Annotated in this window: 24 protein-coding genes; 11 read left to right on the top strand and 13 right to left on the bottom strand. The window is 68.9% G+C overall.

Annotated elements, in window-relative coordinates:
• Positions 1-3: 3 nt before the first annotated feature.
• Positions 4-732 (bottom strand): DsbA family protein, encoded by a 729-nt coding sequence (locus GCE65_RS15815; protein WP_153879054.1) that lies wholly within the window; start codon positions 730-732, stop codon positions 4-6.
• Positions 733-1,054: 322 nt separating this feature from the next.
• Here GCE65_RS15815 and GCE65_RS15810 point away from each other — a divergent pair, with 322 nt between their 5' ends.
• From GCE65_RS15810 to GCE65_RS15795, 4 genes are read left to right on the top strand one after another with little or no spacing between them, the layout of a single operon-like run.
• Positions 1,055-1,393 (top strand): hypothetical protein, encoded by a 339-nt coding sequence (locus tag GCE65_RS15810; protein ID WP_228760013.1) that lies wholly within the window; start codon positions 1,055-1,057, stop codon positions 1,391-1,393.
• Positions 1,390-1,821: a BlaI/MecI/CopY family transcriptional regulator gene (locus GCE65_RS15805; RefSeq protein WP_228760012.1), complete on the top strand. Its 432-nt coding sequence runs from the start codon at positions 1,390-1,392 to the stop codon at positions 1,819-1,821. The genes GCE65_RS15810 and GCE65_RS15805 overlap by 4 nt, the downstream gene beginning before the upstream one ends.
• A gap of 43 nt (positions 1,822-1,864) precedes the next feature.
• Positions 1,865-2,401, top strand: coding sequence for a helix-turn-helix domain-containing protein (locus tag GCE65_RS15800; RefSeq protein ID WP_228760011.1), 537 nt, complete (start codon positions 1,865-1,867; stop codon positions 2,399-2,401).
• A 4-nt stretch (positions 2,402-2,405) separates the two neighbouring features.
• Positions 2,406-2,999, top strand: coding sequence for a PIN domain-containing protein (locus GCE65_RS15795; protein WP_153879053.1), 594 nt, complete (start codon positions 2,406-2,408; stop codon positions 2,997-2,999).
• Between the two features lie 45 nt (positions 3,000-3,044).
• Here GCE65_RS15795 and GCE65_RS15790 read toward each other — a convergent pair whose 3' ends face one another.
• From GCE65_RS15790 to GCE65_RS15750, 10 genes are all read right to left on the bottom strand, one after another.
• Positions 3,045-4,091: a hydroxyacid dehydrogenase gene (locus GCE65_RS15790; RefSeq protein ID WP_228760010.1), complete on the bottom strand. Its 1,047-nt coding sequence runs from the start codon at positions 4,089-4,091 to the stop codon at positions 3,045-3,047.
• 349 nt (positions 4,092-4,440) lie between these two features.
• Positions 4,441-5,268, bottom strand: coding sequence for a hypothetical protein (locus GCE65_RS15785; protein ID WP_152910553.1), 828 nt, complete (start codon positions 5,266-5,268; stop codon positions 4,441-4,443).
• 214 nt (positions 5,269-5,482) lie between these two features.
• A complete protein-coding gene (locus tag GCE65_RS15780; protein ID WP_228760009.1) occupies positions 5,483-6,274 on the bottom strand; it encodes a sugar phosphate isomerase/epimerase in 792 nt (263 codons plus the stop codon).
• An 85-nt stretch (positions 6,275-6,359) separates the two neighbouring features.
• Positions 6,360-6,539 (bottom strand): hypothetical protein, encoded by a 180-nt coding sequence (locus tag GCE65_RS16755; RefSeq protein WP_227993973.1) that lies wholly within the window; start codon positions 6,537-6,539, stop codon positions 6,360-6,362.
• Positions 6,536-6,787: a TA system VapC family ribonuclease toxin gene (locus tag GCE65_RS17165; protein ID WP_370460152.1), complete on the bottom strand. Its 252-nt coding sequence runs from the start codon at positions 6,785-6,787 to the stop codon at positions 6,536-6,538. Before GCE65_RS17165 ends, GCE65_RS16755 begins: the two co-directional genes overlap by 4 nt.
• Positions 6,784-7,023, bottom strand: a complete 240-nt coding sequence (locus GCE65_RS15770) for a CopG family transcriptional regulator (protein ID WP_152910551.1) — start codon at positions 7,021-7,023, stop codon at positions 6,784-6,786. The genes GCE65_RS17165 and GCE65_RS15770 overlap by 4 nt, the downstream gene beginning before the upstream one ends.
• 155 nt (positions 7,024-7,178) lie before the next feature.
• Complete coding sequence (locus tag GCE65_RS15765; protein WP_153879052.1) at positions 7,179-7,898, bottom strand: hypothetical protein; 720 nt, start codon at positions 7,896-7,898, stop codon at positions 7,179-7,181.
• Between the two features lie 109 nt (positions 7,899-8,007).
• Positions 8,008-8,562, bottom strand: a complete 555-nt coding sequence (locus GCE65_RS15760; RefSeq protein WP_153879051.1) for a hypothetical protein — start codon at positions 8,560-8,562, stop codon at positions 8,008-8,010.
• Positions 8,559-9,677, bottom strand: coding sequence for an ImmA/IrrE family metallo-endopeptidase (locus tag GCE65_RS15755; RefSeq protein ID WP_153879050.1), 1,119 nt, complete (start codon positions 9,675-9,677; stop codon positions 8,559-8,561). The genes GCE65_RS15760 and GCE65_RS15755 overlap by 4 nt, the downstream gene beginning before the upstream one ends.
• 41 nt (positions 9,678-9,718) lie before the next feature.
• Positions 9,719-10,996, bottom strand: a complete 1,278-nt coding sequence (locus GCE65_RS15750) for a uracil-xanthine permease family protein (protein ID WP_153879321.1) — start codon at positions 10,994-10,996, stop codon at positions 9,719-9,721.
• A 320-nt stretch (positions 10,997-11,316) separates the two neighbouring features.
• On the opposite strand from GCE65_RS15750, the gene GCE65_RS15745 reads away from it, so the two are divergent.
• The 6 genes from GCE65_RS15745 (at position 11,317) to GCE65_RS15720 (ending at position 20,688) form a co-directional block, all read left to right on the top strand.
• Positions 11,317-12,576 carry an ATP-binding protein gene (locus GCE65_RS15745; RefSeq protein WP_153879049.1) on the top strand — a complete coding sequence of 420 codons (1,260 nt, stop codon included), beginning with the start codon at positions 11,317-11,319 and terminating at the stop codon, positions 12,574-12,576.
• Positions 12,577-12,651: 75 nt separating this feature from the next.
• On the top strand, positions 12,652-13,551 hold the full coding sequence (locus GCE65_RS15740; protein WP_152910547.1) for a sulfurtransferase: 900 nt from the start codon (positions 12,652-12,654) through the stop codon (positions 13,549-13,551).
• A 272-nt stretch (positions 13,552-13,823) separates the two neighbouring features.
• A complete protein-coding gene (locus GCE65_RS15735) occupies positions 13,824-14,297 on the top strand; it encodes a hypothetical protein (protein ID WP_153879048.1) in 474 nt (157 codons plus the stop codon).
• Between the two features lie 51 nt (positions 14,298-14,348).
• A complete protein-coding gene (locus GCE65_RS15730; RefSeq protein WP_153879047.1) occupies positions 14,349-14,738 on the top strand; it encodes a helix-turn-helix domain-containing protein in 390 nt (129 codons plus the stop codon).
• Between the two features lie 2 nt (positions 14,739-14,740).
• Positions 14,741-15,160 (top strand): hypothetical protein, encoded by a 420-nt coding sequence (locus GCE65_RS15725; protein ID WP_153879046.1) that lies wholly within the window; start codon positions 14,741-14,743, stop codon positions 15,158-15,160.
• A 431-nt stretch (positions 15,161-15,591) separates the two neighbouring features.
• A complete protein-coding gene (locus GCE65_RS15720; protein ID WP_194928748.1) occupies positions 15,592-20,688 on the top strand; it encodes a carboxypeptidase regulatory-like domain-containing protein in 5,097 nt (1,698 codons plus the stop codon).
• A 173-nt stretch (positions 20,689-20,861) separates the two neighbouring features.
• On the opposite strand, the gene GCE65_RS15715 is transcribed toward GCE65_RS15720, so the two are convergent.
• Together GCE65_RS15715 and GCE65_RS15710 are read right to left on the bottom strand one after the other, a co-directional pair.
• Entirely contained in the window at positions 20,862-21,110 is a 249-nt protein-coding gene (locus GCE65_RS15715; protein ID WP_153879044.1) for a hypothetical protein, read from the bottom strand.
• Positions 21,111-21,371: 261 nt separating this feature from the next.
• Positions 21,372-22,124 (bottom strand): hypothetical protein, encoded by a 753-nt coding sequence (locus GCE65_RS15710; RefSeq protein ID WP_153879043.1) that lies wholly within the window; start codon positions 22,122-22,124, stop codon positions 21,372-21,374.
• A gap of 189 nt (positions 22,125-22,313) precedes the next feature.
• On the opposite strand from GCE65_RS15710, the gene GCE65_RS15705 reads away from it, so the two are divergent.
• The gene (locus GCE65_RS15705; RefSeq protein WP_153879042.1) at positions 22,314-23,561 is read left to right on the top strand and encodes an IS256 family transposase; all 1,248 of its coding nucleotides are present in this window, start codon (positions 22,314-22,316) and stop codon (positions 23,559-23,561) included.
• The last annotated feature ends 129 nt before the right edge of the window (positions 23,562-23,690 follow it).

Raw genomic sequence — 23,690 nt, 5'->3', positions numbered from 1 at the left:
GGGTCAGCCCGCGAGTTCGGCGTCGATCATCTCGGTGAAGACCGGGGTGGGCTGGGCGCCGCTGACCGGGTGGCCGTTGATGAGGAACGCCGGGGTGGACATGACCCCGAGCTGGGCGGCCTCGTCGAGGTTGGCCTGCACGCCCGCCTGCACGTCGGCCGAGGCGAGGTCGGCGCGGAAGGTGTCGAGGTCGAGGCCGACGGCGGCGGCCACGTCCGCGAGGCCGTCCTCGCTCAGCTGGTCCGGCGACGGCGGGTCGCCGCCGTCGAAGAGCGCCTCGTGGAAGGGCAGGTAGGCCCCCTGCAGGCCCGCGGCGTAGGCGGCGAGCGCGCCGCGGTGGGATTCCGGGCCGAACAGGGCGATGTCGCGCCATTCGATGCGCACGTCGCCGGCCTCGACGTAGGGCAGGATCGCGGGCAGGGTCTGGTCGGTCCACAGGGCGCAGAAGCCGCACTGGAAGTCGGAGTACATGACGATGCCCACGGGCGCGTCGAGCTCGCCGATCGCGAGCGGATCGGCGGGGTCGCGCCGCTCCACGTTCACCGTCGCGGGGGGAGTGGGCTGTTCGGCGGAGTCGACGACCCCGCTCGGCGCGGTCGGCGTGGCCGCGGGCTCCGTCGTGGGGGTGGAGCCGCCGCGGGTGGCGAGCACGACGGCGATGAGCGCGATGGCCACGACGACGATGAGGATCGGGATGAGCGCGTTGCGGCGCCCGGCCTGGGCAGCGGCCATGAGTGGAATTCCCCCGTGACGAGTGTGGTGGCGGATATGGTCCGAATCTCTACTACTTGGCATAGTAGATCACGGCCGGGCATAGTAGCCACGTGGTCCTTCACACTCCCTCCGCCCTCACGCCGCCTGAGGACGACGCATCTCGCCCCGGGCGGGATGCCCGCCCGGGCCTGTGGTCGGCGGCGCCGCGGGCGCTGGCGATGTGGGGCCGGCGGCAATGGCTCGCCGCCGCGGTGGTGGCCGCCGGGGTGGCGCTGCTCGTCGGGATCTCGACCGTGCTCATCCCGAACGGGTGGTTCAGCCGGGAGATCGCGACCACCGGATGGGACTACCCGGTCTGGGTGGTCATGGCGGCGCTCACCGGACTGCTCGCGCGACCTACGTCGCCCCGGTCTCCGGGGCCGCCTCCTCCGGGCCCGCCGAGGCCCGCCGGCCCGCGCGGTTCGGCACGGCCGGCGCCGTGCTCGGCTGGTTCGCGGTCGGCTGCCCGGTGTGCAACAAGATCGCCCTGCTCGCGCTCGGCTACACCGGCGCCCTGCAGTGGTTCGCCCCGGCCCAGCCGATCCTCGCCGCCGCGGCGATCGCGTTGAGCGGCGCGGCGCTGCTCGTGCGGCTGCGCGGGCAGGTGTGGTGTCCGGTCCCGGCGGACGGTGCGCCGTGAGTGTCCCGCTCGGCCCGCTCGAGGAGCAGGTGATGAACGTGCTCTGGCGCAGCTGCGAGAACAGGGACCTGCCGCTGACCGTGCGCGCCGTGGCCGATCAGCTGCCCGAGTCGGCGTACACGACCGTGGCCACGGTGCTCGGCAACCTCATGCGCAAGGAGATGGTCGAGAAGCTGCGCTCGGGCCGGCTCCTGCTCTACCGTCCCCGCCGCACGCGGGCGGAGTACGCCGCGGATCGGATGGCCGAGGCGCTGGCGACCAGCCGTCGTCCACACGTGACCCTCGACCAGTTCATCGGCGCGCTCACGCCCGCCCAACACGCCGAACTCGTCGCGGCGCTCGCGCGGGCCTCCGCCACACCGGGCGCCGATCCCGCGGCGGGCGGGGCGGTCGGGCTGGCCCGGGTGCCCGAGATCGCGGTCGACTGACCCCGCGGTGATCGGGCCGGGGTCGAACTCCGGAGAGGCACCCATGGACGAATTGATCGAATTGGACGATAATCGGGCCATGGGAGTTGCAGCATCAGCTCGAATTCGAGACGTCGTCGATCCCCCTCAGGATCTCGCCGGGATGCTCGAACTTGCGCGGTTCCTCGAGAGCCACGCCACTCCCGCCGTCCTGCTCGGGCCCGACGGAGAGCAGATTCCGTTGCCTCTCGAAGCGTACGAAGTCCTGCGGAAGGTTGCGCGAGCGATGGAGGGTGGCGCGTCGGTGAGCGTGGAGCCGATCGACCGGCAGCTGACCACTCAGCAGGCCGCGACCCTGCTCGGGATCAGCCGAAGCACGTTGATCAGATTGCTCGACGAGCACGAACTGCCGTTCGAACGCTTCGGCGAGTCGCGGCACCGCCGGCTGCGTCTGCGGGATGTGCTGGCCTATCGCGAGCGTAAGCGGGTCGATCGCCGCAGCAGACTTGATGAAATGACGAGACAGGCGAGCGAGGACGGACTGTACGACGTCGATCCGGGTGCGTACAGGGCAGCACTCGCCGAGGCGAGGAAGTCCTAGCGAGGTGGCACGGTACACGGCCTTCCTCGACGCCTGTGTGCTGGTGCCCGTCGCTCCGTGCGACACCTTGTTGCGAATGGCGGATCTGGGGCTCTTCCGGCCTGTGTGGTCGGCGCGTGTCATCGACGAGGCGCGTCGGGCTCTGGAACGCATACACCCCGACATCGACCCAAGTCGATTTCGGAGTCGGTTCCGATCGATGAACGAGGCCTTCGACGATGCACTCGTCGAAGGTTGGGAGCCCCTGACACAGGGCCTCGATCTCCCCGACCCGGACGACCGCCATGTGGTTGCCGCGGCTCTCCGGGGCCGGGCCGACGCGATCATCACGGAGAACATCAGGGACTTTCCGGACTCGACGCTCAAGCCCATCGGGCTTGACGCGGTTCGATCGGACGCTTTCCTGCTCGATCAGTTCGATCTCGACCCGTCCGCCGCTCTGCACATCGTCGTGGAACAGGCCGCTGCGATGACCCGTCCGCCGGTCGACATCGAGACGTTGTTGACTCGGCTTGCTCGGAGTGGGGTGCCGAGGTTCGCCCAGGCCGTGCGGGAACTCATGCTGGAGACGAGGCCCGGTGCGTCCCGCCGGGCATAGTCCCCGCGGTGGTCGGGGATCGCGGCCGGCCGGTGACCGGTCGCCTCAGGCCAGGGTCGCGAGGGTGGCCAGGTCGACGGGGTGGACTGGGTCGTGCCCGCCGACGTAGGCGGCGATCTCGGTCAGGGCGGTGTTCGCGAGGCGGTGGAGCTCGTTGCCCTGGGAGCCGGCGAGGTGCGGGGTGATGCTCACGTTCCGCAGCTCCCAGATCGGGTCGTCGGCGGGGAGTGAATCGTGCACGTCGAGCACGGCGCTGATCCGGCCGGACACGAGTTCGGCCCGCAGCGCCTCCTCGTGCACGAGCGCGGGCCGGGCGGTGTTGATGAACGTGGTGCCGTCGCGCATGAGCGCGAGCATCCCGGCGTCGACCATGTGGTGGGTGGCGGGCACGTCGGGGGCATGCAGGCTGACGACGTCGCTGCGGGAGAACAGGTCCGCCAGCTCGACCTTCTCGGTGCCGAGCTCGGCGGCCTGGGCCGCGCTCACGAACGGGTCGTAGAGGAGCACCTGCACGTCGAAGGGGCGCAGGTGGGAGGCGACGAGCCGGCCGATGTGGGAGGCGCCGATGAGCCCGACGACGCCGCCGTGGTTGCCGTAGCCGCCGCGGGTGTACCAGTCGGGATCGACCCGGCGCCGCCGGCGGTAGTCGGCCTCGGAGGCGAGCGTCCGCTTCCCGGCGAGAAGGATCTGCGCGAGGGTGTACTCCGCCACGGGAATCGCGTTCGCGTGGACGGCGGAGGTGACCCGCAGGGACGCGGGCGCGGCCGCCGCGGCGGCGTCGTCGAACAGGGACTTGACGCTCCCGGCGGTGTGCACGACCGCGCCGAGCCGGGGCAGCCGCGCGAGCAGGGCCGCGTCGAGTCGCGGCGCGCCCCAGCCGGTCACGAGCACCTCGACCTCGGCGAGCCGACCGTCGTCGAGGGCGGCGAGGTCCGGGTCGACCTGTGCGGGGTCGACGTCGAGCAGGCGGGTCAGCTGATCGAGCTGGTCGGGCCGGAACAGGCACGGCGGCAGGTCGGGCAGCATCGCCAGCAGGGCGACGGGGCGGCGGGTCGGGCGGGTCGGTGCGGTGGCGTGGGTCGTGTGCGGCACCCCCTCATCCTGCCCGCTCGAGGCACCCGAACGCGATTCGGCCCCCTGCGCCGGGCCGGGCGCCCCACTCGTTCAGGCGCGTCGTCCCCTCGTGGCGGGCGTGCCTCGTCGAGGCGGGCTCCTCTCCGGTCGGGGTCCGCCGCCGAATGGGAATCCCTGCGGATCGTGACGCGTCGAGCCTGGTGAATGATCGCCGTCGGGTCATGGATCGAGGTTGTACCCGGCCCCTGTTTCGTGGTTGTTCCCCTTATGGATCGGCGGTGACGCGAGGGCCCCCATTCGAATGGTGCGACATAAGTGCGACATAAGCGGCGTGCCGCGGCACGGTATTACCTGCCCGCGACGTCGGTCATTCCCACGCCCATCGGAAGCCGAATATGCCCGGCGGGGTGTTCTCCAGGAAACGATGGGCGGTGCCTCCGCGATCGACCGGCGTCACGGATTCGTCGATCGCGTGGGAGTCGATCGACTCCCACGTGCTCCACCACACCCGCGCGGGAAGCCGCGCCTCGTTGAACCGCACCTCCATCGTGACCGCCGGGATCGCGTCGAGGATGATCCGCCGGAACACCGGCTCGGGCGCGCCCGGGTAGTGGAAGAAGGTGCGGTACTCGAGGGCGGCCGTCTCCCCGGGCGTCAGCGCGTCGGCGAACTCGATGTCCACCGCCCAGATCTCCGGACGGTCGGGGTTCGGATACGAGGCTCCCCGCGTCCCCCCGCGCAGCACCTCGACGGAGGCGTGGTCGGTGTCGAACTGGAACGTGTACCGCTCGAGCCGCGCGAGCGCCTCGATCACGACGTAGGTCTGGTGCACGTTCGGCAGGCCGTCCGGGCCGAGCTGGTGGAACTCGTCGAGGGTGCGCACCCGGTAGTCCGCCCTCGACACGGGCCGGCGCGGCTCGCCGTTGTTGCCCGGCGGGGCGTAGATGCCCACTCCCGAGGGGGCCCGGGCGGCGTCGTTCCGGTATCGATTCCAGAGTGAGTCCGCGTGGATCTGATTCATGTCGAAGGCCTCGATGAACCAGCGGAGTGTCTCGGTCGAGAGGGAGGTGCCGGCCAGCGCGCGGGAGATCCGGTCCCGCAGCCGGCGCGGCAGGTCGGTCACGGCGTCGTCGACCTGACCGGTCTCCCAGAGGTATTCGGCGACGACTTGCGCAACGGCGCGCTGATGTATCAATTCCCCCGATTGTCGGGTGACGGAGACGCGCCATCGACGGTTGTATGACTCCTCATCGGCCAGCAAGTGTCGCAAGAACTGCGACGTTTCTCCCCGGGAGACCGTCGGTCGTCGTATCGTCACGATCCCATAGTAGGAAGAAGCCGACCGAATTGTGGCATTTTAAAACAAGTTTCATCCGGTCGTGGGCGGTAAGAAATTGTTACCGTTTTCTTCAGGGGTGCAGCCACTCCCGCAGCGTCGCGGCCTCGGAGGCGAGCAGGGAGGGGTCGTCGTCCGGCACGAACTCGAGCAGCACGTCGTGGTCGCCGCCCGCGGCCGCCAGGATCTCGACGGCGCCCCGCCACAGGTCGGCGCGCTCGGCGAGCTCCAGCCGCTCGGCCATCGGCCACCACGAGAACGCGTGGATCGTCGAGGTACGGTCCAGTACGCGCCGCAGCGTCGAGAGCGCGTCGGCACTCGGCATGCCCTGGTGCGGCTGCCAGTACGTGAGCACGTTCGCCCGGTCGACCTCCTCGAGCAGCCGCAGCGTCGAGCCGACCTCGTCGGTGAGGGTGTGGCCGTGGAACTCGAGCCCGAGATCGATGCCGAGCGGGCGGGTCAGGTCGGCGACGTGCCGGATCCGGGCCACGACCGTGTCCCGCAGCTGCGAGTCCGCCTCGGCCGAGCCCGTCCGGCCCGCCCAGACACGGATGCGCGGCGCCCCGAGCGCCTCGGCCGCCGACACGACCCCGGCCGCGGCGAGCGCGAACTCCTCCTCGCTGCCGAGGAAGTCGAGGTAGGAACCGTAGGAGGCCACGGCCAGGCCGGCCGCCTCGGTCGCCCCCCGCACCGACGCCGCGCCCGCGACGTCGCCCGCGGGCACGTGCACGTCCCCGGCCCACTCGATGCATTCGAGCCCGGCGTCGCGGGCGAGGTCGATCACCTCGGCCGGCGTCAGTTCGCGGTAGGTGACCGAACACAGTCCAGGGCGTAACACGGGCGACTCCTCGATCGGGGTGCTCATCACTCTACGGGCCGCCACCGGGAGCGACGTCTTCCTCGGATCGGCCGTGGCCGCCCCAGGGCGCCACGTTCGAGAGCCGGACCGCCTACTCGAGCGGGTTGACCCAGCGCACCTCGGGGAAGCGCGCGAAGTCGCTGTCCGCGGAGACCACCGCCACCCCGAGACTGAGCCCGAGTGCGGCCAACTGGGCATCGGGCACGAGATTGCCGGTCACGTGGTGATCACGCATGAGCTGCCCGAACGCGAGCACTGTCTGGCGGGTCACCGGCGGCACCCATGCGGGCGGGGGGCGTTCACCCACGAATCCACGTACGCCCGCGCGGCCTGCGCGTCGAGCGGATGCGAGGTCACGCGAGGGTGGGTTGCCACGCGTAGGAATGCACCGGTCGTCTGCCGCGGCAGCCCCACCCGCTCGGCACCGTTGAGCACGCGCGTGAACCAGCGCGAGGCCCGATCGTGATGGGGTGACGTCGAGTCGACGGCGTACAGGAGGATATTCGCATCAAGGATCATGCCGCTGGTGAGTCGTGATCGTCGAGGAGATCGAGCACGGCGCCGACATCGCTCACGTCGACCTTGAGTCCGAGCGGATGGGACGTGTGCACGTATCGGGGTTGCTCGGATTCTGCGACGGAGATGCCTCGGCGGGCCAGCCGATTGAGTGCCTCGCTCGGCCCGATGCCTTCGAGCCGGCGCAGACGTTCGATCTCCGCGAAGACATCATCCGCGATGGTGATCGTGGTCCGCATCGACACAGCGTAGCCTCATGATGCGCTCGTGGCACATGATGATGTGGGGGGCAGTGGTGCCTGCGAGGCAACGAGTGCCAGTGCAGTAAGCCGGATCGCATGCGATCGCGGGTCGATCCGGTCAGCCAGAGATCGGTGCATGAGCCGGCGCGGGCTCAGCCGCAGTTCGGGCACTCCCCGGTCAGGGGCATCTGCATGAAGCACGTGGGGCAGATGCCGCCGGTGCGCTCCTCGCCCGCCGCCTTCGATTGCGGACGACGCCCGCTCGCCTTCGCGCCGGAGTCGCCGCCGCGAGCCGGCCGGCCGGTCGGGGTGGCGACCTCGGCCCCGGCCCGGCTGCTCGGGCCCGGTCCGGCGGTACCGCCATGACCGCCCGCCGCGTCGTCCGCGGCGGATGCGGACCCGGCCACGGCTCGACCGCCGGCCGAGCGGGCGGGGCGAGCTGCGTCGTCCATACGCTTGCGGGAGACGGGCCGCAGCACGGGAACGGCGCCGGTGGGAACGTCGGCGCCGAAGTGCCGGTAGCACTCGAGGCGCATCTCGGCGGCGTGGTGCTGCTCGTCGGGCGAGGTGCCCGGCCCGGTGATCGCGAGCACGTCGCCGTACCAGGGGCCGACCGTGGAGTCGGAGGGGCGCAGCACGAGCGCGGCGAGGTGGGGCCACTCCTCGCGCTGGCACTTGAGGGTGACCACGGCGAGCACCTTGCGCACCCAGGCCTTGCTCGTCACGTTCGCCCAGCGGCCCGAGCGGGACTGGATCTCCTCGATGAGCGCGCTGCTCGTGATCGTCGCGTTGTAGGTGCCGGCCACCTCCTGCAGCACCTCGAGCGCCGCCCGGGACCAGCCCGGAATGCCGTTCTCCACCGAGACCTTCACGAGAGCGGAGTCACCACCAGGAGCCTTGAGATCATCACGAGAGAATCCTACTTGCCCGCCTCACCGCTGCCCACCAGGTCCCCCTCGGCCGCCGACGACGGCCTGGGGCCTACCGATCCGGTGGCACGAGCCCGTTCTCGCGCGCCCAGGCCCGGAAATTGCCGGGTCCGAAGGGAAGCCGGTACTCGCTCTCGAGCAGGTGGTCCGCGATGTCGCTGACGACGTCAACCGTGAGCAGACCCTCACGAATCGCTTCACAGAGGAGCCCGAGCGTGCCGCGTTGCTTGACGTCGAAGTCGTGTGCGGCCTTGCGTGCAGCACCGTCGTCCACGACCGCGACACAATCATGGACGGCGGCGTAGGCGAGCACGGAGGCCTCGCCGACGTTCCGGGTTCCGACGACGAGGCGGGCGGCGAAGTCGGCAAACGACGTCAGTTCTGCCGTGGATCGGAGCTCCTCGGTCCTGATCCAGCGGGCCTCGAGGACTTGCTGCAGATGTGGGTATCGGTGAAGGCCCTCGTGGAGCTCGGCCTCGACCTCGGCAGTCATGACGACGGTGCGCCCGCCGGCAACAGATCGAAGCACCGACAGCCAACCGGCCTTGGCCAAATGGCTCAGCGGACCGGTATCGATAACGAGGGAGACGGGCTCCTTCGAGGTCACGAGACGAACTGCCAGATCTCCGACTCGTCACGGAGCGTGAGCGGTGGCAGGTCACCCGTGTCCCAGGTGTCGAGCAGGAGGTCGAGGGCTCGATCGGCACTCACGGTCTCGGACTTGAAGAGGCGCAACACCGCCGCCTGATAGGGCTGGGGGAGCTCACCGGTCGGCAATTCGTCCGCGACCACGAGACCGTACTCGACGATATCCGCGCGGCCGGTCCGGACCGTACGGACCTGCGCTGCGGCGCCCGCGTCGATGAGCCCGAGGTCGAGAAGTTGCTGAGCCAACGTCGACATGTCTACCCGGAAGTCGCTTGCTATGCGCACTGCGGCAGAGCGGATACCTTCGGCTTCGACCCGCTTGTGCCAGGAGGCGGTCAGCGCTGCGCGTGGAAGCAGCAAAGCCCGGGCGAACCGGTCCAGGCTGCGCTCCCGCGATTCGGCGGTGCTTCCATCCACGCGCCAGTCCACGGTGTACTCATCGGCGATGAGGGCGTGCCCGAACTCGTGCGCGAGCGCGAGCCGGCGGCGGCCCGTGTGGAGTGCGCCGTTGATGACGGCGACGGCGCCCGTCCGGAGGAGCAGACTGCCTGCATCTGCGGATTCGGTCCCGAGATCGGTGACGAACGTCAGTATCCCCGCTGTGACGAGCTTGGCGCTCAGATCGTGCAGCGGTGCGTCGAGGTCGATCCCGAGAAGCCCGCGCGCCTTGCTCGCGAGCGCCTCGGCTTCCGCGAGGGATGTGGGTTCCCCGAAGTCGGGGATGCCGCGGAGCACGTCGCGAAGCACGTGGTCATGTCGGGCCGTGAACTCAACGGCACGGGCCACGCGATTGATCTCCCCGTCGATCCGTGGACTCGGCTCACCCGGGTCGGACATGTTGCGATGCGACACGATCGACGGCACCGGCTCCTCCACGAACCATTCGATTCGTTCTCCGGTGGCATCCGCCACGCGTGCGAGTTCGAGCGCGGTGACCCGGCGGGCGCCCGTTTCGATCTTGGCGATCGTCGAACGCTCGAGCCCCGCAGAACGCGCGAGTTCGTCCTGTGTGAGCCCGGTGCGTTGCCGGGCCCCGGCGATCCGAAGTCCTAGTCCGGCCGAGTCGAGTGTCATATGTGCGATTTTAGAACATTGGCCGACGTTATGACAGGGTTCTACCTGCCAGCCTCGCCGCTGCCCACCAGGTCCCCCTCGGCCGCCGATGACGGCCTGGGCAGTGGAGCGGACTCGGAGGAGCCGCCGCGGAGCCGTTCGATCAGGCGCATCCCGTGGTAGACGACCACGGCGGCGATCGACCCGAGGGCGATGCCGGTGAACGTGGCGGGGCCGGCGCTCAGCGTCAGGTCGCCGATGGCGATGATGAGGGCCACGGCCGCGGTGTACTGGTTCACGGGGCGGGAGAAGTCGACCTTGTTCTCGATCCAGATCTTGATGCCGATGAGGCCGATGAGCCCGTAGAGGGCCACGGTCACGCCGCCGAGCACGCCGTCGGGCACGGTCTTGAGGATCTGGCCGAACTTGGGGGAGAAGGACAGGGCCACGGCCACGATCCCGGCCACCCAATACGCCGCCGTGGAGAACACGCGGGTGGCGGTCATCACGCCGATGTTCTCGCCGTAGGTGGTGGTGGCCGAGCCGCCGGCGGACCCGGCGAGCACGGTGGCCACGCCGTCGGCGACGAGGGTGCGGCCGGTCAGGTCGTTGATCCGGGGGCGGCCGGTGAGGTTCGCGACGGAGCGCACGTGCCCGACGTTCTCGGCGATGAGCACGAGCACGACCGGCAGGAACATCGGCAGCACGGACAGGTCCGCGACGGGGGCGTGGAACTCGGGCAGGCCGAACCAGGCGGCCTCGGCGACCGCGGTGAAGTCGACCTCGCCCGCGACGTAGGCGGCGATATAGCCGATGATCACGCCGGCGAGGATCGAGAGCCGGGCGAACAGGCCGCGGAAGGCCACCGCGATGATGAGGATCGAGCCGAGCGTGATGAGCGCGACCCACGGGGACTTCGCGAAGTTGCCGGTGGCGGCGCCGCCGAGGTTGAAGCCGATGAGGGCCACGATCGCGCCGGTGACCACGGGCGGCATGAGGGCGTCGAGCCAGCGGGTCGAGGTGGCCTGCACCACGAGCCCGATCACGGCGAGCAGGGCGCCGGTGGCCATGATTCCGAACAGGGCCGGGCCCATGCCCGCCCCGGAGGTCATCGCCGCCTGGATCGGGGCGATGAACGCGAAGGAGGAACCGAGATAGCTCGGCACCCGGTTGCGGGTGATGAGCAGGAACAGCATCGTGCCCAGGCCCGAGAAGAGCAGCGTGGTCGTGGGCGGGAAGCCGGTGAGCAGCGGCACGAGGAACGTGGCCCCGAACATCGCCACGACGTGCTGCAGGCCGAACCCGATCGTGCGGGGCCAGCTGAGCCGCTCGTCCGGCATCACGATGGCCTCGGGATCGGGGGAGATCCCATCGCCGTGCAGTTTCCAGACCACGCCTGCTCCTTGGTTGTGGGGCGCCTCGAAGCGCCCGCGGTTGGACCGCAGGAGAGTCTAGGCCAGGCCGTGCCATGTCGGACTGTTCCGGCGGGCAAGGCGGCGACGCTGTTGACTGCGCGCGTGTCCGGGTCGAGACCTCACAAATCTCCGGTTGGAAGTTCCACAAACGTCCGGTTGGAAACTCCACAAACGTCCGGTTGGATGTTCCACAAACGTCCGGTTCGGAACTCCACAAACGTCCGGTCGCGCGCTAGTCTACCTCCATGGACTACCGCCCGCGCGTCGTCGATCGGCTGATCGAGCACGCCCTTCGAGTGAGCGGCGCGATCCTCGTCGAGGGCCCTCGTGCCTGCGGAAAGACGGCCACGGGGCTTCACCATGCCGAGAGTTCTGTGCGCCTCGACATCGACGATGAGGCGAGAAGTCTTGCTGAGCTCGAGCCTCGCCTGGTCCTCGACGGACCGGTTCCGCGGCTGATCGACGAATGGCAGCTCGAGCCGCGCCTGTGGAACCACGTACGCCGAGCCGTGGACGATCGACGTGACCCGGGACAGTTTCTCCTGACCAGCTCCGCTTCTCCGAGCGACGATACGACGCGACACACGGGTGCCGGCCGGATTCTGCGCTTGCGTATGCGGCCGATGGCGTTGCGAGAGTCCGGCCACTCCAGCGGAACCGTGTCGCTCGCCGCGCTTGCCGACGGTGAGGAACTCACCCCGGCGGCGAGCCCACTCGGTCTCGAGGACCTCGTCGAACGGCTCTGCGTCGGTGGTTGGCCCGCACTTCAATCGCTCGGGGCAGTCGATGCACAACGGATCCTGCGCTCATACCTGGACGCTGTCGCCCGTGCCGACATCCAGGCGGCCGATCCCGCGGTCGCGCGCCGCGACCCGACGCGCGTGCGCCGGCTCTTGGCGTCCTACGCGCGCCACGTATCCACCCCAGCGTCCACGGCGACGATCGCGACCGACACGTCTTCGGGCCAGGGGCCCGCCTTGAGGAGCGAGACCGTGTCGGCCTACATCGACGCGCTCGAGCGGATCATGGTCGTGGAGGAGCAGCCGAGCTGGGGGCCGCATCTTCGTTCCCGAGCTCTCGTGCGGCAGGCTCCGGTGCGTCAGGTCGTCGACCCATCGCTGGCCGTCGCGGCCCTCGCGGCCAGTCCGCCGCGGCTCCTGCGGGATCCGAATTCGCTCGGTCTCCTGTTCGAGTCGCTCGTGGTCCGCGACGTGCGGGTCTACGCCGGTCCGCTCGATGCGGATGTCCTCCACTACCGCGACAGTTCGGGCCGGGAGGTCGACCTCATCGTCCAGCTCCGCGACGGGCGCTGGATCGCCGCAGAGGTGAAGCTCTCTGCGAGGTGGATCGACGACGCGGCGGAGTCCCTCCAGGCTTTCGCCCGCAATCTCGACTCCCGCCGCGTCCCGCCGCCGGCAGCGATGGTGGTGATCACGGCTGCTTCACACGCCTATACCCGGCCGGACGGGGTCCACGTCGTTCCACTCGCGTGCCTCGGCCCGTAGATCAGCCACGTGTCACCCAGCGAGATGTCCCGGCCCACCCTTCGGAACCGAACGGCCGAGTGGGAGACTGGACCCATGGCTGTCCCCGTTGAATCCAATCCCCGTTTCGCCCAGTACGCCCGCCCCGAGAAGCTCGTGTCCACCGGCTGGCTCGCCGAGAACCTCGGCAAACCGGGCCTCGTGGTGCTCGAGTCGAACGAGGACGTGCTCCTCTACGACACCGGCCACATTCCGGGCGCGCACAAGATCGACTGGCACCTCGACCTGAACGATCCCGTCACCCGCGACTACGTCGACGGCGCCGGCTTCGCGAAGCTCGCGGGCCGGCTCGGCATCGACCGCGACGACACCGTGGTCATCTACGGCGACAACAACAACTGGTGGGCCGCCTACGCCCTGTGGGTCTTCACCCTCTTCGGCCACGAGGACGTCCGCCTCCTCGACGGCGGCCGCGCCGCCTGGGTCGCCGAGGGGCGCGACCTCACCCGCGACAAGCCCGCCCCCGAGCCCGCCGAGTATCCGGTGGTCGAGCGCGACGACTCACGCGTCCGCGCCTATAAGGAGGACGTGCTCGACTTCCTCGGCGGTCAGCTCATCGACGTGCGCTCCCTGCCCGAGTACACCGGCGAGCGCACCCACATGGCGAACTACCCGCAGGAGGGAACCCTGCGCGGCGGCCACATCCCCGGCGCGAAGTCCGTGCCGTGGGCTCTGGCCGCGAACGCCGACGCCACGTTCAAGTCGCGCCCCGAGCTCGAGGAGATCTACGCCGCGCAGCAGGGGCTCACCGGCGAGGAGCCGGTGATCGCCTACTGCCGTATCGGCGAACGGTCGAGCCACACGTGGTTCGTGCTCACCCACCTGCTCGGCTGGCCCGACGTGCGCAACTACGACGGCTCCTGGACCGAGTGGGGTAACGCCGTGCGCGTCCCGATCGCCGTCGGCGCCGAGCCCGGCGAGGTTCCCTCGCGCTGATCCACGTGCCTATGGACGGCGCCCGCTCACCCAGGTGAGCGGGCGCCGTCCGTTCGCGTGTGGCGCGGGCTCGGGGAATCACCAGCCGCTGCCACGGTGCTCGACCACGCGTGTGGGAGGGGCTTACTAGGGTTGGCCGAGAACCGGCTGCCCACCAGCCGGGTGCGGTTCATTATGCTCGGAGGAGTTGCAATGGCGCATTTTCAGGCTCGTCGACCGCGGAGCGATTGTCGCGGTCGAAGACGAGTCTCGTCGGACCCACGGTGTAGGTGGTGAGGCTGCAACAGCCACCGGGAGTGAGATCGTGCCGTGACGGTGGCACGTGGAAGCTCGCCGGCGATGGTGATCGTGCTTCGTACCTGAAGATGGAGATCATGTCACTGCGGGAGGTGATGGGCGGTTCCGACTGGCAGATGCTGTTCGCCGAACTCGAGCAGAAGATGCGGGATGCACAGGGTGGATGGCTCACCTTCGTGACGGATCGCCCGGGTCGCCGGGTGGGTGATGTCGAGCAGATAGGCGTCGCCCCCAACGTGCTGGAGCTGCGACTCTCTGCGACCACCGGTGAGTCCGATGGCCAGAGGCGGGTTCGCCTCTATTTCTCGGAGCCGGTCGAGCTTCCGGGCGCGCTCCTCGCGTTGAAGTTGGCGTCGAAATACCCCGGCGAAATGGGACTCAGGGAGCAGAACGAGCACGCCCGGATCGCAAGTCGGCGTGGCGACGAGCACCTCGACAAGCTCCCCTGAGCTGTGGCACGATGCAGAGCAAATATGACTAGTAAGGAATGAAGGTGTGCGATGGACCTCACAGACCTGCTCGGTATCGAGTCCTCGCCCGGCATCGAGCACGCTCGCGCCATCGTGCAGGCCGACCGCGAACTGTTGCAGGATCTTGTGCGGGCACGGGACGAGGCGGGGCTGACGCAGACACAGGTGGGTGAACGCATGGGGATCTCCCAGTCGGCCGTCGCGCGGATCGAGTCCGGGCAGCGGGATCTGCGCATGTCGACGCTGCGCCGCTACGTGCATGCCGTCGACGCCTCCGTCAAGCACATCGTCTCTCCCCGGGCGCTGACTGACGCGATTGCCGTGACGGAGCGCGGCCTCCGCCTCGTCGGGGCGGCCGGCGCAGATGATCCATGGCCGAGGTATCGCGACTCCACCGGGTTCATTCCGGCGGCGGGATGAGCGTGAAACTCAAGGTTCCGGACCTCCACCTCGAGGGCTTGCAACTCGTGCGGGTGACGCTGACTCCCGGGATGGGGCCGAAGGAGTACGACGGGCAATGGGTGATGTTCTGCAGCCCGCTTGGGAGTCCGGGGGCGCTGGTCGTATCCGCGGACTTCCACGAAGTCTCCGAGGGAGTTCTGCTCGGAGGTACAGCTCACGCGATCGTCCGGTCGAATGACGCGACGACGGCATCCCAGGCGGGAGCCGACGAGGCCGCGGAGGTGCTCGGTCCCTGGCTGTCCGAGGTCTTGTGGGACTTCCTCGCGGGCTATCTACTCCCGCTGGCCGCCACGAGCTGGGGGAATTTCACCTTGCCGCAGAAGGCCCCGACTCCCACGATCAGGCACCTCGCCGAGTTGGGTGGATCGGACAAGGAGTAGCGACACGCGCCACGATCCCGTCTGGAGTGGGCGGATCTCGGACCCGTACCGCGGTGCTGAGCCGCCCGGGTCGTCCGATTGGTGGCCAACTCGTCACGGACCAGTTATGACGCTGTTGCGACACGTCGTCTCTAGGGTGTCCAGCGACCACCCGGGCCTCCCGACCTCGCAACGAGGCCGAGCCGGGATGACCGCGGGGTCGCCCAACGACGCGCCCACTGAAAGTAGTCATTCCGATGATGAGCCGACGGTCACGGTCAATGCTGCACGGAGCCGCTGGACGCTCCACCCGGCCATCGAGGGGCGGTGTGCGCGCCCGTCATGCCGCGCACGTGCACGCAGGGGGTGAGCCACGCGCCGTCCTGGCGCACCTAGGGTCCTCGCGAGCCCTCCTTGCGGCGATCGCTGCCGTGCTGGCCCTCGTACTCACGATGACTATTGCGCCCGCTGGGTTCGCCTCGCCCGATGAGGCGGCCGCGGGTGACGCATCTACCGTGGCGGAACCGGTCGGTGGCGACGACGGGGCGGCTCAGGTCGCCGTGGACGAGGACTCCAGTGCGGGGCCAGGTCGAGAAGCTCCAAAGGGGGCGGAGGAGGAGTCCGCCATCGATCCGTCGATCGAGGATGCCAGCGTGGAGGGTGAAGTAGCGGATGCCGGCGCAGGTGCTCGGAAGGGCGGCGCAGGTGGAGCGCCCGACTCGGCTGAAGACGTGATCTCCTTGGAGCCCGAGCAGCCCGGTCCGCTTTCCGACGACGCCCCCACGGTCGCCGTGCCTGCACCTCAGGCCGCACGCGTGGCGCCGGCTGCGAACGAGGGAGACAGTAGCATCTCGGGCACCGTGACCGACGCGCGCTCCCAGCCGCTGGCCGGCGTGAATGTCTCGATCTGGCGGAATGTCGGCGAGGGCGACGAGGACTATGTCTCACGTGAGACCACCACAGATGTGAGTGGCCGCTATGAGGTCACCGGTTTGCCGCCGGGCAGCTATCACTTCGTCATTGCGGTCGAGACTCCACAGGGCTCAACCTACGCCTCTGAGACCGTGGACATTCCTGCGGGGGAGCCGGTCGATCTCGTGCTCGATAGTACGATCGGGGGCGAGAGTACGATCTCGGGGACGGTGACCGACGAGCACGGCGATCCGATCGGTGGGGTCTCGGTCTATCTCGCCGATGATTTCGTCGATGGTTATTTCGTCAATGTCTGGCGAAATACCCTGACGGATCGGGAAGGTCACTATGAAGTGACCGATCTGCCAGCCGGATCTTACGCGATCGACTTCCGGATCGGCGACGACTACACGTCCGTCACGAGCGAGATCCCCGAGGGCGAAGTGGTCGATCTCGTGGTGGATCAGACCCTCACCCGGCCCGGGAGCGTCCACGGCACCATGACGGGCATACCGCCCGAGTCGATCCGATCGGTCGGACTCTACCGCTTCGGGGAGGAGAGCCAGTGGCCGATCGCGTACGGATGGCCCGATGACGACGGAGACTTCACGATCTACACCAGCACTGCCGGACGCTACGCCCTCGGCGTGGACTGGAACGACGGCTCGATGACGCGCACGCTTCACGAGGTCACGACCGCCCCCGGAGAAGCCGTGGACCTCGGTACGATCAGCCTCGACCTCGCGACCCTCACGGTCGACGTCGATGCTGCCACCGATTCCTTCACGCTCGAGGCAGTGACTGCGACGGACGCCCACACGCTCATGGCGCGGCAGAACTATTTCGCCGATGACGTCACCGCGGGGTCTCAGCGGCTGCGGCTGCGGCTGCCCGCAGGAACTTTCGCCCTGCGCTATCAGGACGAGCACGGGCGGATCCGCTACTACGATGGCTCCCGCACCCTCGAAGAAGCGACCCATGTCACCCTCACGGCCGGCGAGGAGCGGACCGTTGCCTTCCGTGTCGGAGGTGGTGGGGCCATCGCGGGAACCGTCGTCGACGATTCCGGCGATCCCCGCGCCGGCGTCCCTGTCGACCTCTTCAACGCCTCGCATCTGTCCCGTTCGCTTGCGTCGACCAGTACGAACGAACGCGGTGAGTACGTCTTCGAGCGCCTCTACGAGGACAACTACGCCGTGGCCGCACGCGAGGACGGGCTGTATCCACAAACCTGGTACGGCCCCAGTGGCCATCGTGATGATGCCACGGCCATCGAGGTCGCGGACGGCTCTGAGGTGACTGGCGCCGACATCATCCAGCCGCTTCATGGCGGCGTCAGCGGAACCATCACGCTCGGCGACCCCGACCTGAACGGTTCGGAGGTCGTGTCGTACCTCGAGCTCACCGCGGTTGAGAGTTATTGGACGTACGTGGAATATTACCCCGAAGAGTCCGGTGCGTTCGAGTTCGGTGCCGTGACGCCCGGTGAGTACACCCTCTCGGCGTACGCCTACGATCGCTATTTCGAGTACTCGGAGACGCTGATCGTCACGGCCGGCGAGGTCCTGTCCGGAATAGAGTTTCCGATCCTTGCCGCACCCTCGGTCACCGGCGAAGTGATCGATGTCGCGACCGGCGACCCGATCAGAGCATACGTGACGGCAAATTGGCTGGAGTGGGATGGCGCCATGTCGGGAGAAGCGTGGCACAGCGTGCATGTGTACAGCGACCCCGAGACCGGCTCCTATTCCTTCCACAATCTCGAACCCGGTCGGGAATACCGGATCGAGGTCGGCGCGGACGGGTACGTGCCGCAATGGTGGAACGGCGCCGCGAACCGGGCTGACGCGACACCGGTGGTGGCCCCCGCCGCGGACGAGCCACCGGCGAGGGCGGACGTGGCGCTGGAGCCGGGGAGCACGATCACCGGCCGCGTCGTCGACTCGCTCAGCGGCGAGCCCCTGAGCGACGTGTTCGTTCGGGGGTCAGCGGCGTGGTCGACGAATGTGTACACCGCGGTCGATGGCACGTTCGCTATCAGCCTGCCCCCAGGTGGGACCACCCTGACGACGAGGTCCAGCCGTTCGCACGTCGAGACGTCCCGAATCATCACCGTGCCGGACGAGGGGATGACCGACCTCGTGATCCAGGTCGATCGCGGCTACACAGTCTCCGGCCAGGTCCGGGCGGCCAACCTGGGAGTGCCGCTGAACGACATTGACGTGAGGATCTCACCGGTACACGGCGGTGCATCCGAATCGGTCTACACGGACTCCTCTGGCGCCTTCACCACCCCGGCGTTGACACCCGGCGACTACGTGGTCGAGTTTGAAAACTGGCGCGGGCTGTACGTCACGCAATGGTTCGACGGTTCTCAATCATGGGAGGGTGCTCGGGTCATTCGCATTGTTGACGATCACATGACCGGGGTCGATGCCCAACTGACCCTCGGTGGGATCTTGCGTGGTGTGGTGCTCGATGAAGACGGCGAGGCGATTCGTTATGCACGCGTCGGTCTCGCCGCAGCCCCGGGAACTGCAGAACTGGGTGAGGCGATCCTCGGGATCGAGACGTACACGGATGCCGACGGCTCCTACGAGTTTCCCTCCGTGGCGCCAGGCCGCTACACGGTGTACGTGTACACCGGGGAGCACGTGACGTTCTGGTTCGACGGTGAGGAGGTCTGGGAGACGGCGGACGATATCCCCATCGAGGCGGGACGGACGATCGATCGGGATGCCGTGCTGTCAGACCTCGGGAAGTTCGACATCGCGTTGCTACCGGAACAATCCCTGAGTGCCACTTTCCAGATCGTCACCCAGCCCACGGACCTGGACCTCGAGGAGGGCGAAGGCGGCAGGATGCGGGCGTTTGCCTCCGGCCGGCCGGTGCCTGTGGTGTCGTGGCAGCAATTCAGCGACGGTGAATGGGTCGACCTGCCCGGAGAGGCCGACACGACACTCCGGTTCAGCGACGTCACGCTCGCCGAGTCGGGAACCCGGCTGCGGGCGGTGTTCACCCAAGGCGCCGAGGTACTCGTCTCGGATGAGGCGACCCTCACGGTCCGGGCGCCGGCGGCGGCACCCGCGGCGCCGAGCTCGCCCACGGCCGGAAGCATCACCTATACCGGGCTGGACCTGACCTGGTCGGCCCCGAGCGACGACGGCGGTTCGCCGATCACCGGGTATGCGGTCGAGATCTACCGAGCAGGCGCGGACGAGCCGGATCGCACGATCGGCATCGGTGCGGTGACCGAGCAGACCATCGGCGGCCTTGAGCCCGGTACCAAGTACGAGGTGACGGTCTCGGCCGTCAACTCGGTCGGGCAAGGCGCTCCATCGCCGCGCACGACGGTATCGACGCGGCAACTGACGGTGCCACAGTCGCCTACCGGGCTGTCCGTGAGCGACCGCTCACCCTCCCAGGTCGCCGTGGTCTGGGCCGCGCCCGCGGACGACGGCGGAAGCACGATCACGGACTACGTCGTGGACGTGCTCCTGGAGGGTGAGGTCGTCGCCTCCGAGAACGTGGCGGCTCCCGTGACCACCACGGTGATCTCGGGCCTGCGTCCGGATACCGCCTATTCCGCGCGCGTTGCGGCCACCAACGACATCGGAACGAGTCCGGCCTCCGATGAGGTCGCGTTCCGCACGCCCGCGGAGCCGCCTGCGCAGACGGTTCCGGCGGCGCCGGCGAAACCAGAGGCGTCCGCGATATCCCCGACCGAGGTGATCGTCACCTGGACCGAAACCGAGGACGACGGCGGGTCGGCCGTGACGGGCTACGAGGTGAGGGTCTACACGGCCGGGAACGAACTCTCCCGAACAGTGATCGACGGCAGGCAACTGCTGATCGACTCGTTGGAGCCGGATACGACGTACACCTTCGCTGTGGCCGCGATCAACGGGCTCGGATCAAGCGTGCTCTCGCCGCCTTCGGACGACGTGACGACCCCGGCCGAGTCGGTGCCGGACCCCGATCCGGGAGATCCGGACCCGGACCCGAACCCGGGGGAGCCGGGTCCGAACCCGGGGGAGCCGGATCCGGACCCGGACCCGAATCCGGGGGAGCCGGGTCCGAACCCGGGGGAGCCGGATCCGGACCCGGACCTGAATCCGGGGGGGAGCCCGTCCGCGGGCCCACAGGCGCCAAGTTCAGACGAGCTGACGCATGACGTGAGGGGCGGTCTGCACGCTGCCCCGATAATCGTCGTGATCAACGGCACGCTCGTGCTCACGGGGCTGGAACCGGATACCGAGTATCGACTGTGGTTCTTCTCGGAGCCGTCCGACGCCGGCTTGCACCGGTCCTCCTCGAGCGGGTCCCTCACCACGACGATCCCGCCGGTCCTGACGGCCGGTCATCATCGGGTTGCGGTTGTGGACGTGTCCGGCAGGCTCGTCGGATGGGCACCTTTCGAGGTGGTCGAATCCGCGACCGCAGGGCCTGACACCGCGGCCGGCACTGACACCACCGATGCGTCGGGCCGCGTTGCGCCACTAGCCACCGGTCTTGATCAACTCGACGACGTAGGCATGGTGCCCACCGGTACCGAACCGATGGGGACGTTGCTGCTCGCGCTCGTTCTGGTCGCGGCGGGTGGGATCATCTCCCGCCGGCGGTCGCCCCGGCGCTGATCGGCCACATGCCAATGGACTGCGCCCGCGCTCGCCCAGGTGCGCGGGCGCCGTCCGTTCGCGTGTGGCGCGGCGGGCTGTCGTCGGCGACGGATTCTCCTTGACGCGGCCGAGGACAGCGAGCCGGAGAGCGTGCGGGACCATCGTCGGCAACCAGTGAGCGAGTGGCCTTGTCAGTCGCGGAAGCGCCGGCTCCACTCGTCGACGTACGCGCGGAACTCGCCTTCGCGCGTGACTGCTCCCCATGCGTCCGCCACCATGCCGGCGAGGGTCGCGGATTTATCGAGGATCTCGATGAAGTGGTCACGGCCACGCTCCACCGCCTGCCTGAGGCGCGGATCTGCGCTGCCGAGCCGGGACACCTCGGCTGCGGCCTCGGGCGCGATGGCGACCACAAGCCTGTAGAGGTCCCGCTCGCTCACGTCGTGCAGGCTCGTAGCCGAGCTCGATCATTCGTTCGGCCAGTCTCGGCTCAGCGCTGAGGAGCTGCGGGGTCACGCCCAGGTCTCCGTCACGCGTCGTGTCATCCGGAGGGAGAGCAGGTATCCCCTGGGTCACCTCGATGACCGCGTGACCACCGAGGACCGTCAGCGCCTCGCGGTGCTCGGCGAGTCCCCTGATCACGTCGATCAGGGCGCGGCGGGAAGTGATGACCTCGCTCTCGAGTTCGCCTCCACCGGTGCTCACGCGCGGGCCGCCAGCAGCTGGCGCAGGATGCTCTCGGCCTTGTCCGGCTCTCGCCCCGATCCGGCGAAGGCGTCCAGCATCCCCTGTGCCTGCGTCACGAACCGGACGCCCCCGTCGGCCTCCGCGCGGTCGAGTTCGCCGTTCTGTGCTGCGATCAGGAGCACCCCATCGCCGGGTCGCGCCTCGTGGAGGCCGAGTTCCGAGGCTGCGCGAGCAGGATCCGCCACGTAGATCACCGGATTCACCGCCGCTGCGCTCGCTCTGTCCGCGCGGGCCGCGATCAGACCCGAGACGGCGTAGTCGATGCCCGCCTCGCCGAGCCGCGCGGTCAACGGGCGCCAGCCGCCATCGGCCACCACGGTTCGGCGCGCGACGGTCCGACGGGCGATCTTGGCCGCGTTGCCCGCCGAGACCGCGAGCAGGACCATCGCGTCGATGTCCGCGGTCTCCGACAGCCATCCGGCGCGAACCCAGCGCGCGCGCCACGGTGCCGCCGCCGGCGAACCGGTTCCCAGCACCGGCGGGACGAGCCCGGTGGAGCCGGGGATCGTTCTGGAGGTGTCCGACCAGCCGAAGTCGACCGAGGCCGCGTGCTCGGCGGACAGGGCCGTCGCGAGCGCCCCGGGCCGAGAATCGAGCAGCGCTTCCAGGAGCGGGCGTGCGGCCTCGATCGCGGCCGGGTCTCCTGCGGAGACCACGGTCTCACCGTGGATCCGGTGGCCGGTCGCCGCGAGAATCCGCGAGAGCATCCCCCACGTCGGGTCGAGCGTGCCCTGTTCGATTCGACCGACGGTGGAGGGCGAGATTCCGGCGAGAGTAGTGCCCCTTAGAGTGGTGTAGCGCGGTTGCCCAGCTCGTCCCGGTCGTGGACGTGGGTGCGGCCACCGCGTGATCCTTCGAGTCAACCTTCTACCGAATCCTCGAACGGAGTCATCACGATGACCGCACCACATATTGTCGACCCTGGCGGCCTGCTCAGTGAAGCCCTGAGCGAAGCAAGCCCGGATCTGATGCGTTCGCTGTTGCAGACGATGATCAACGCGCTGCTGTCCGCGGACGCCGACGCCGTCGTCGGCGCCGAGTACGGCCGGCCCAGCGCCTCGCGTACGGCGCAGCGTAACGGCTACCGCCACCGCGACCTGGACACCCGCGTGGGGACCGTGGACGTGGCCATCCCCAAGCTGCGCAAGGGCAACTACTTCCCCGAGTGGCTACTCGAGCGGCGCAAGCGGGCCGAGTCGGCGATGATCACCGTCGTGGCCGACTGCTACCTGGCCGGGGTGTCCACCCGCCGGATGGACAAGTTGGTCAAGACCTTGGGGATCGACTCACTGAGCAAGTCGCAGGTCTCGCGGATGGCGGCCGACCTGGACCAGATCGTCGAGGACTTCCGCCACCGCTCCCTGGATGAGGCGGGACCGTTCACGTTCGTCGCGGCCGACGCGCTCACGATGAAGGTCCGCGAGGGTGGGCGCGTGGTCGCCACCTCGGTACTGCTGGCGACCGGGGTCAACGCCGACGGGCACCGCGAGGTCCTCGGCCTGCGCGTGGCCACCAGTGAGACCGGGTCGGCGTGGAACGAGTTCTTCGCCGACCTCGTCGCGCGCGGCCTGACGGGCGTGCGCTTGGTCACCTCCGACGCCCACCAGGGCTTGAAGGAAGCGATCGCGGCGAACCTGACCGGCGCCGCGTGGCAACGGTGCCGTACCCACTACTCCGCGAACCTGATGGACGTGACGCCCAAGAGCATGTGGCCGGCCGTCAAGGCCATGCTCCACAGCGTCTATGACCAGCCCGACGCACCCAGCGTGCAGGCCCAGTTCGACCGGCTCATCGAGTACGTCGACGAGAAGCTGCCCGACGCGGCCGAGCACCTCACCGGCGCACGGGAGGACATCTTGGCGTTCACCGCGTTCCCCAAGGACGTGTGGACACAGATCTGGTCGAACAACCCCCAGGAGCGTCTCAACCGCGAGATCCGCCGCCGGACCGACTCCGTGGGCATCTTCCCCAACCGCAACGCCATCGTGCGCCTCGTCGGCGCCGTCCTGGCCGAGCAGACCGACGAATGGGCCGAAGGCCGGCGCTACCTCGGCCTCGACGTCCTCGCCCGCTGCCGCATCACCCTCATCACCACCACCGACCCCGAGATCGGAGCCGAAACCATGCCCGCCCTGACCGCCTGAACCCCTACGAAGGATCACCCACCGCTACACCACTCCAAGGGACTTGACCCCGGCGAGTCGTGCAAGTTGCAGGCGAGTGACCCCGCTCAGAGCGCGCACACGCTTGACGATAGTCGCGGCATCCATGCT

The organism is Pseudactinotalea sp. HY158, assembly GCF_009660225.1.
Classification (GTDB): domain Bacteria; phylum Actinomycetota; class Actinomycetes; order Actinomycetales; family Beutenbergiaceae; genus HY158.
The sequence above is the reverse complement of the archived record's forward strand: the minus strand, read 5'-3'. Positions and strand labels throughout refer to the sequence as shown.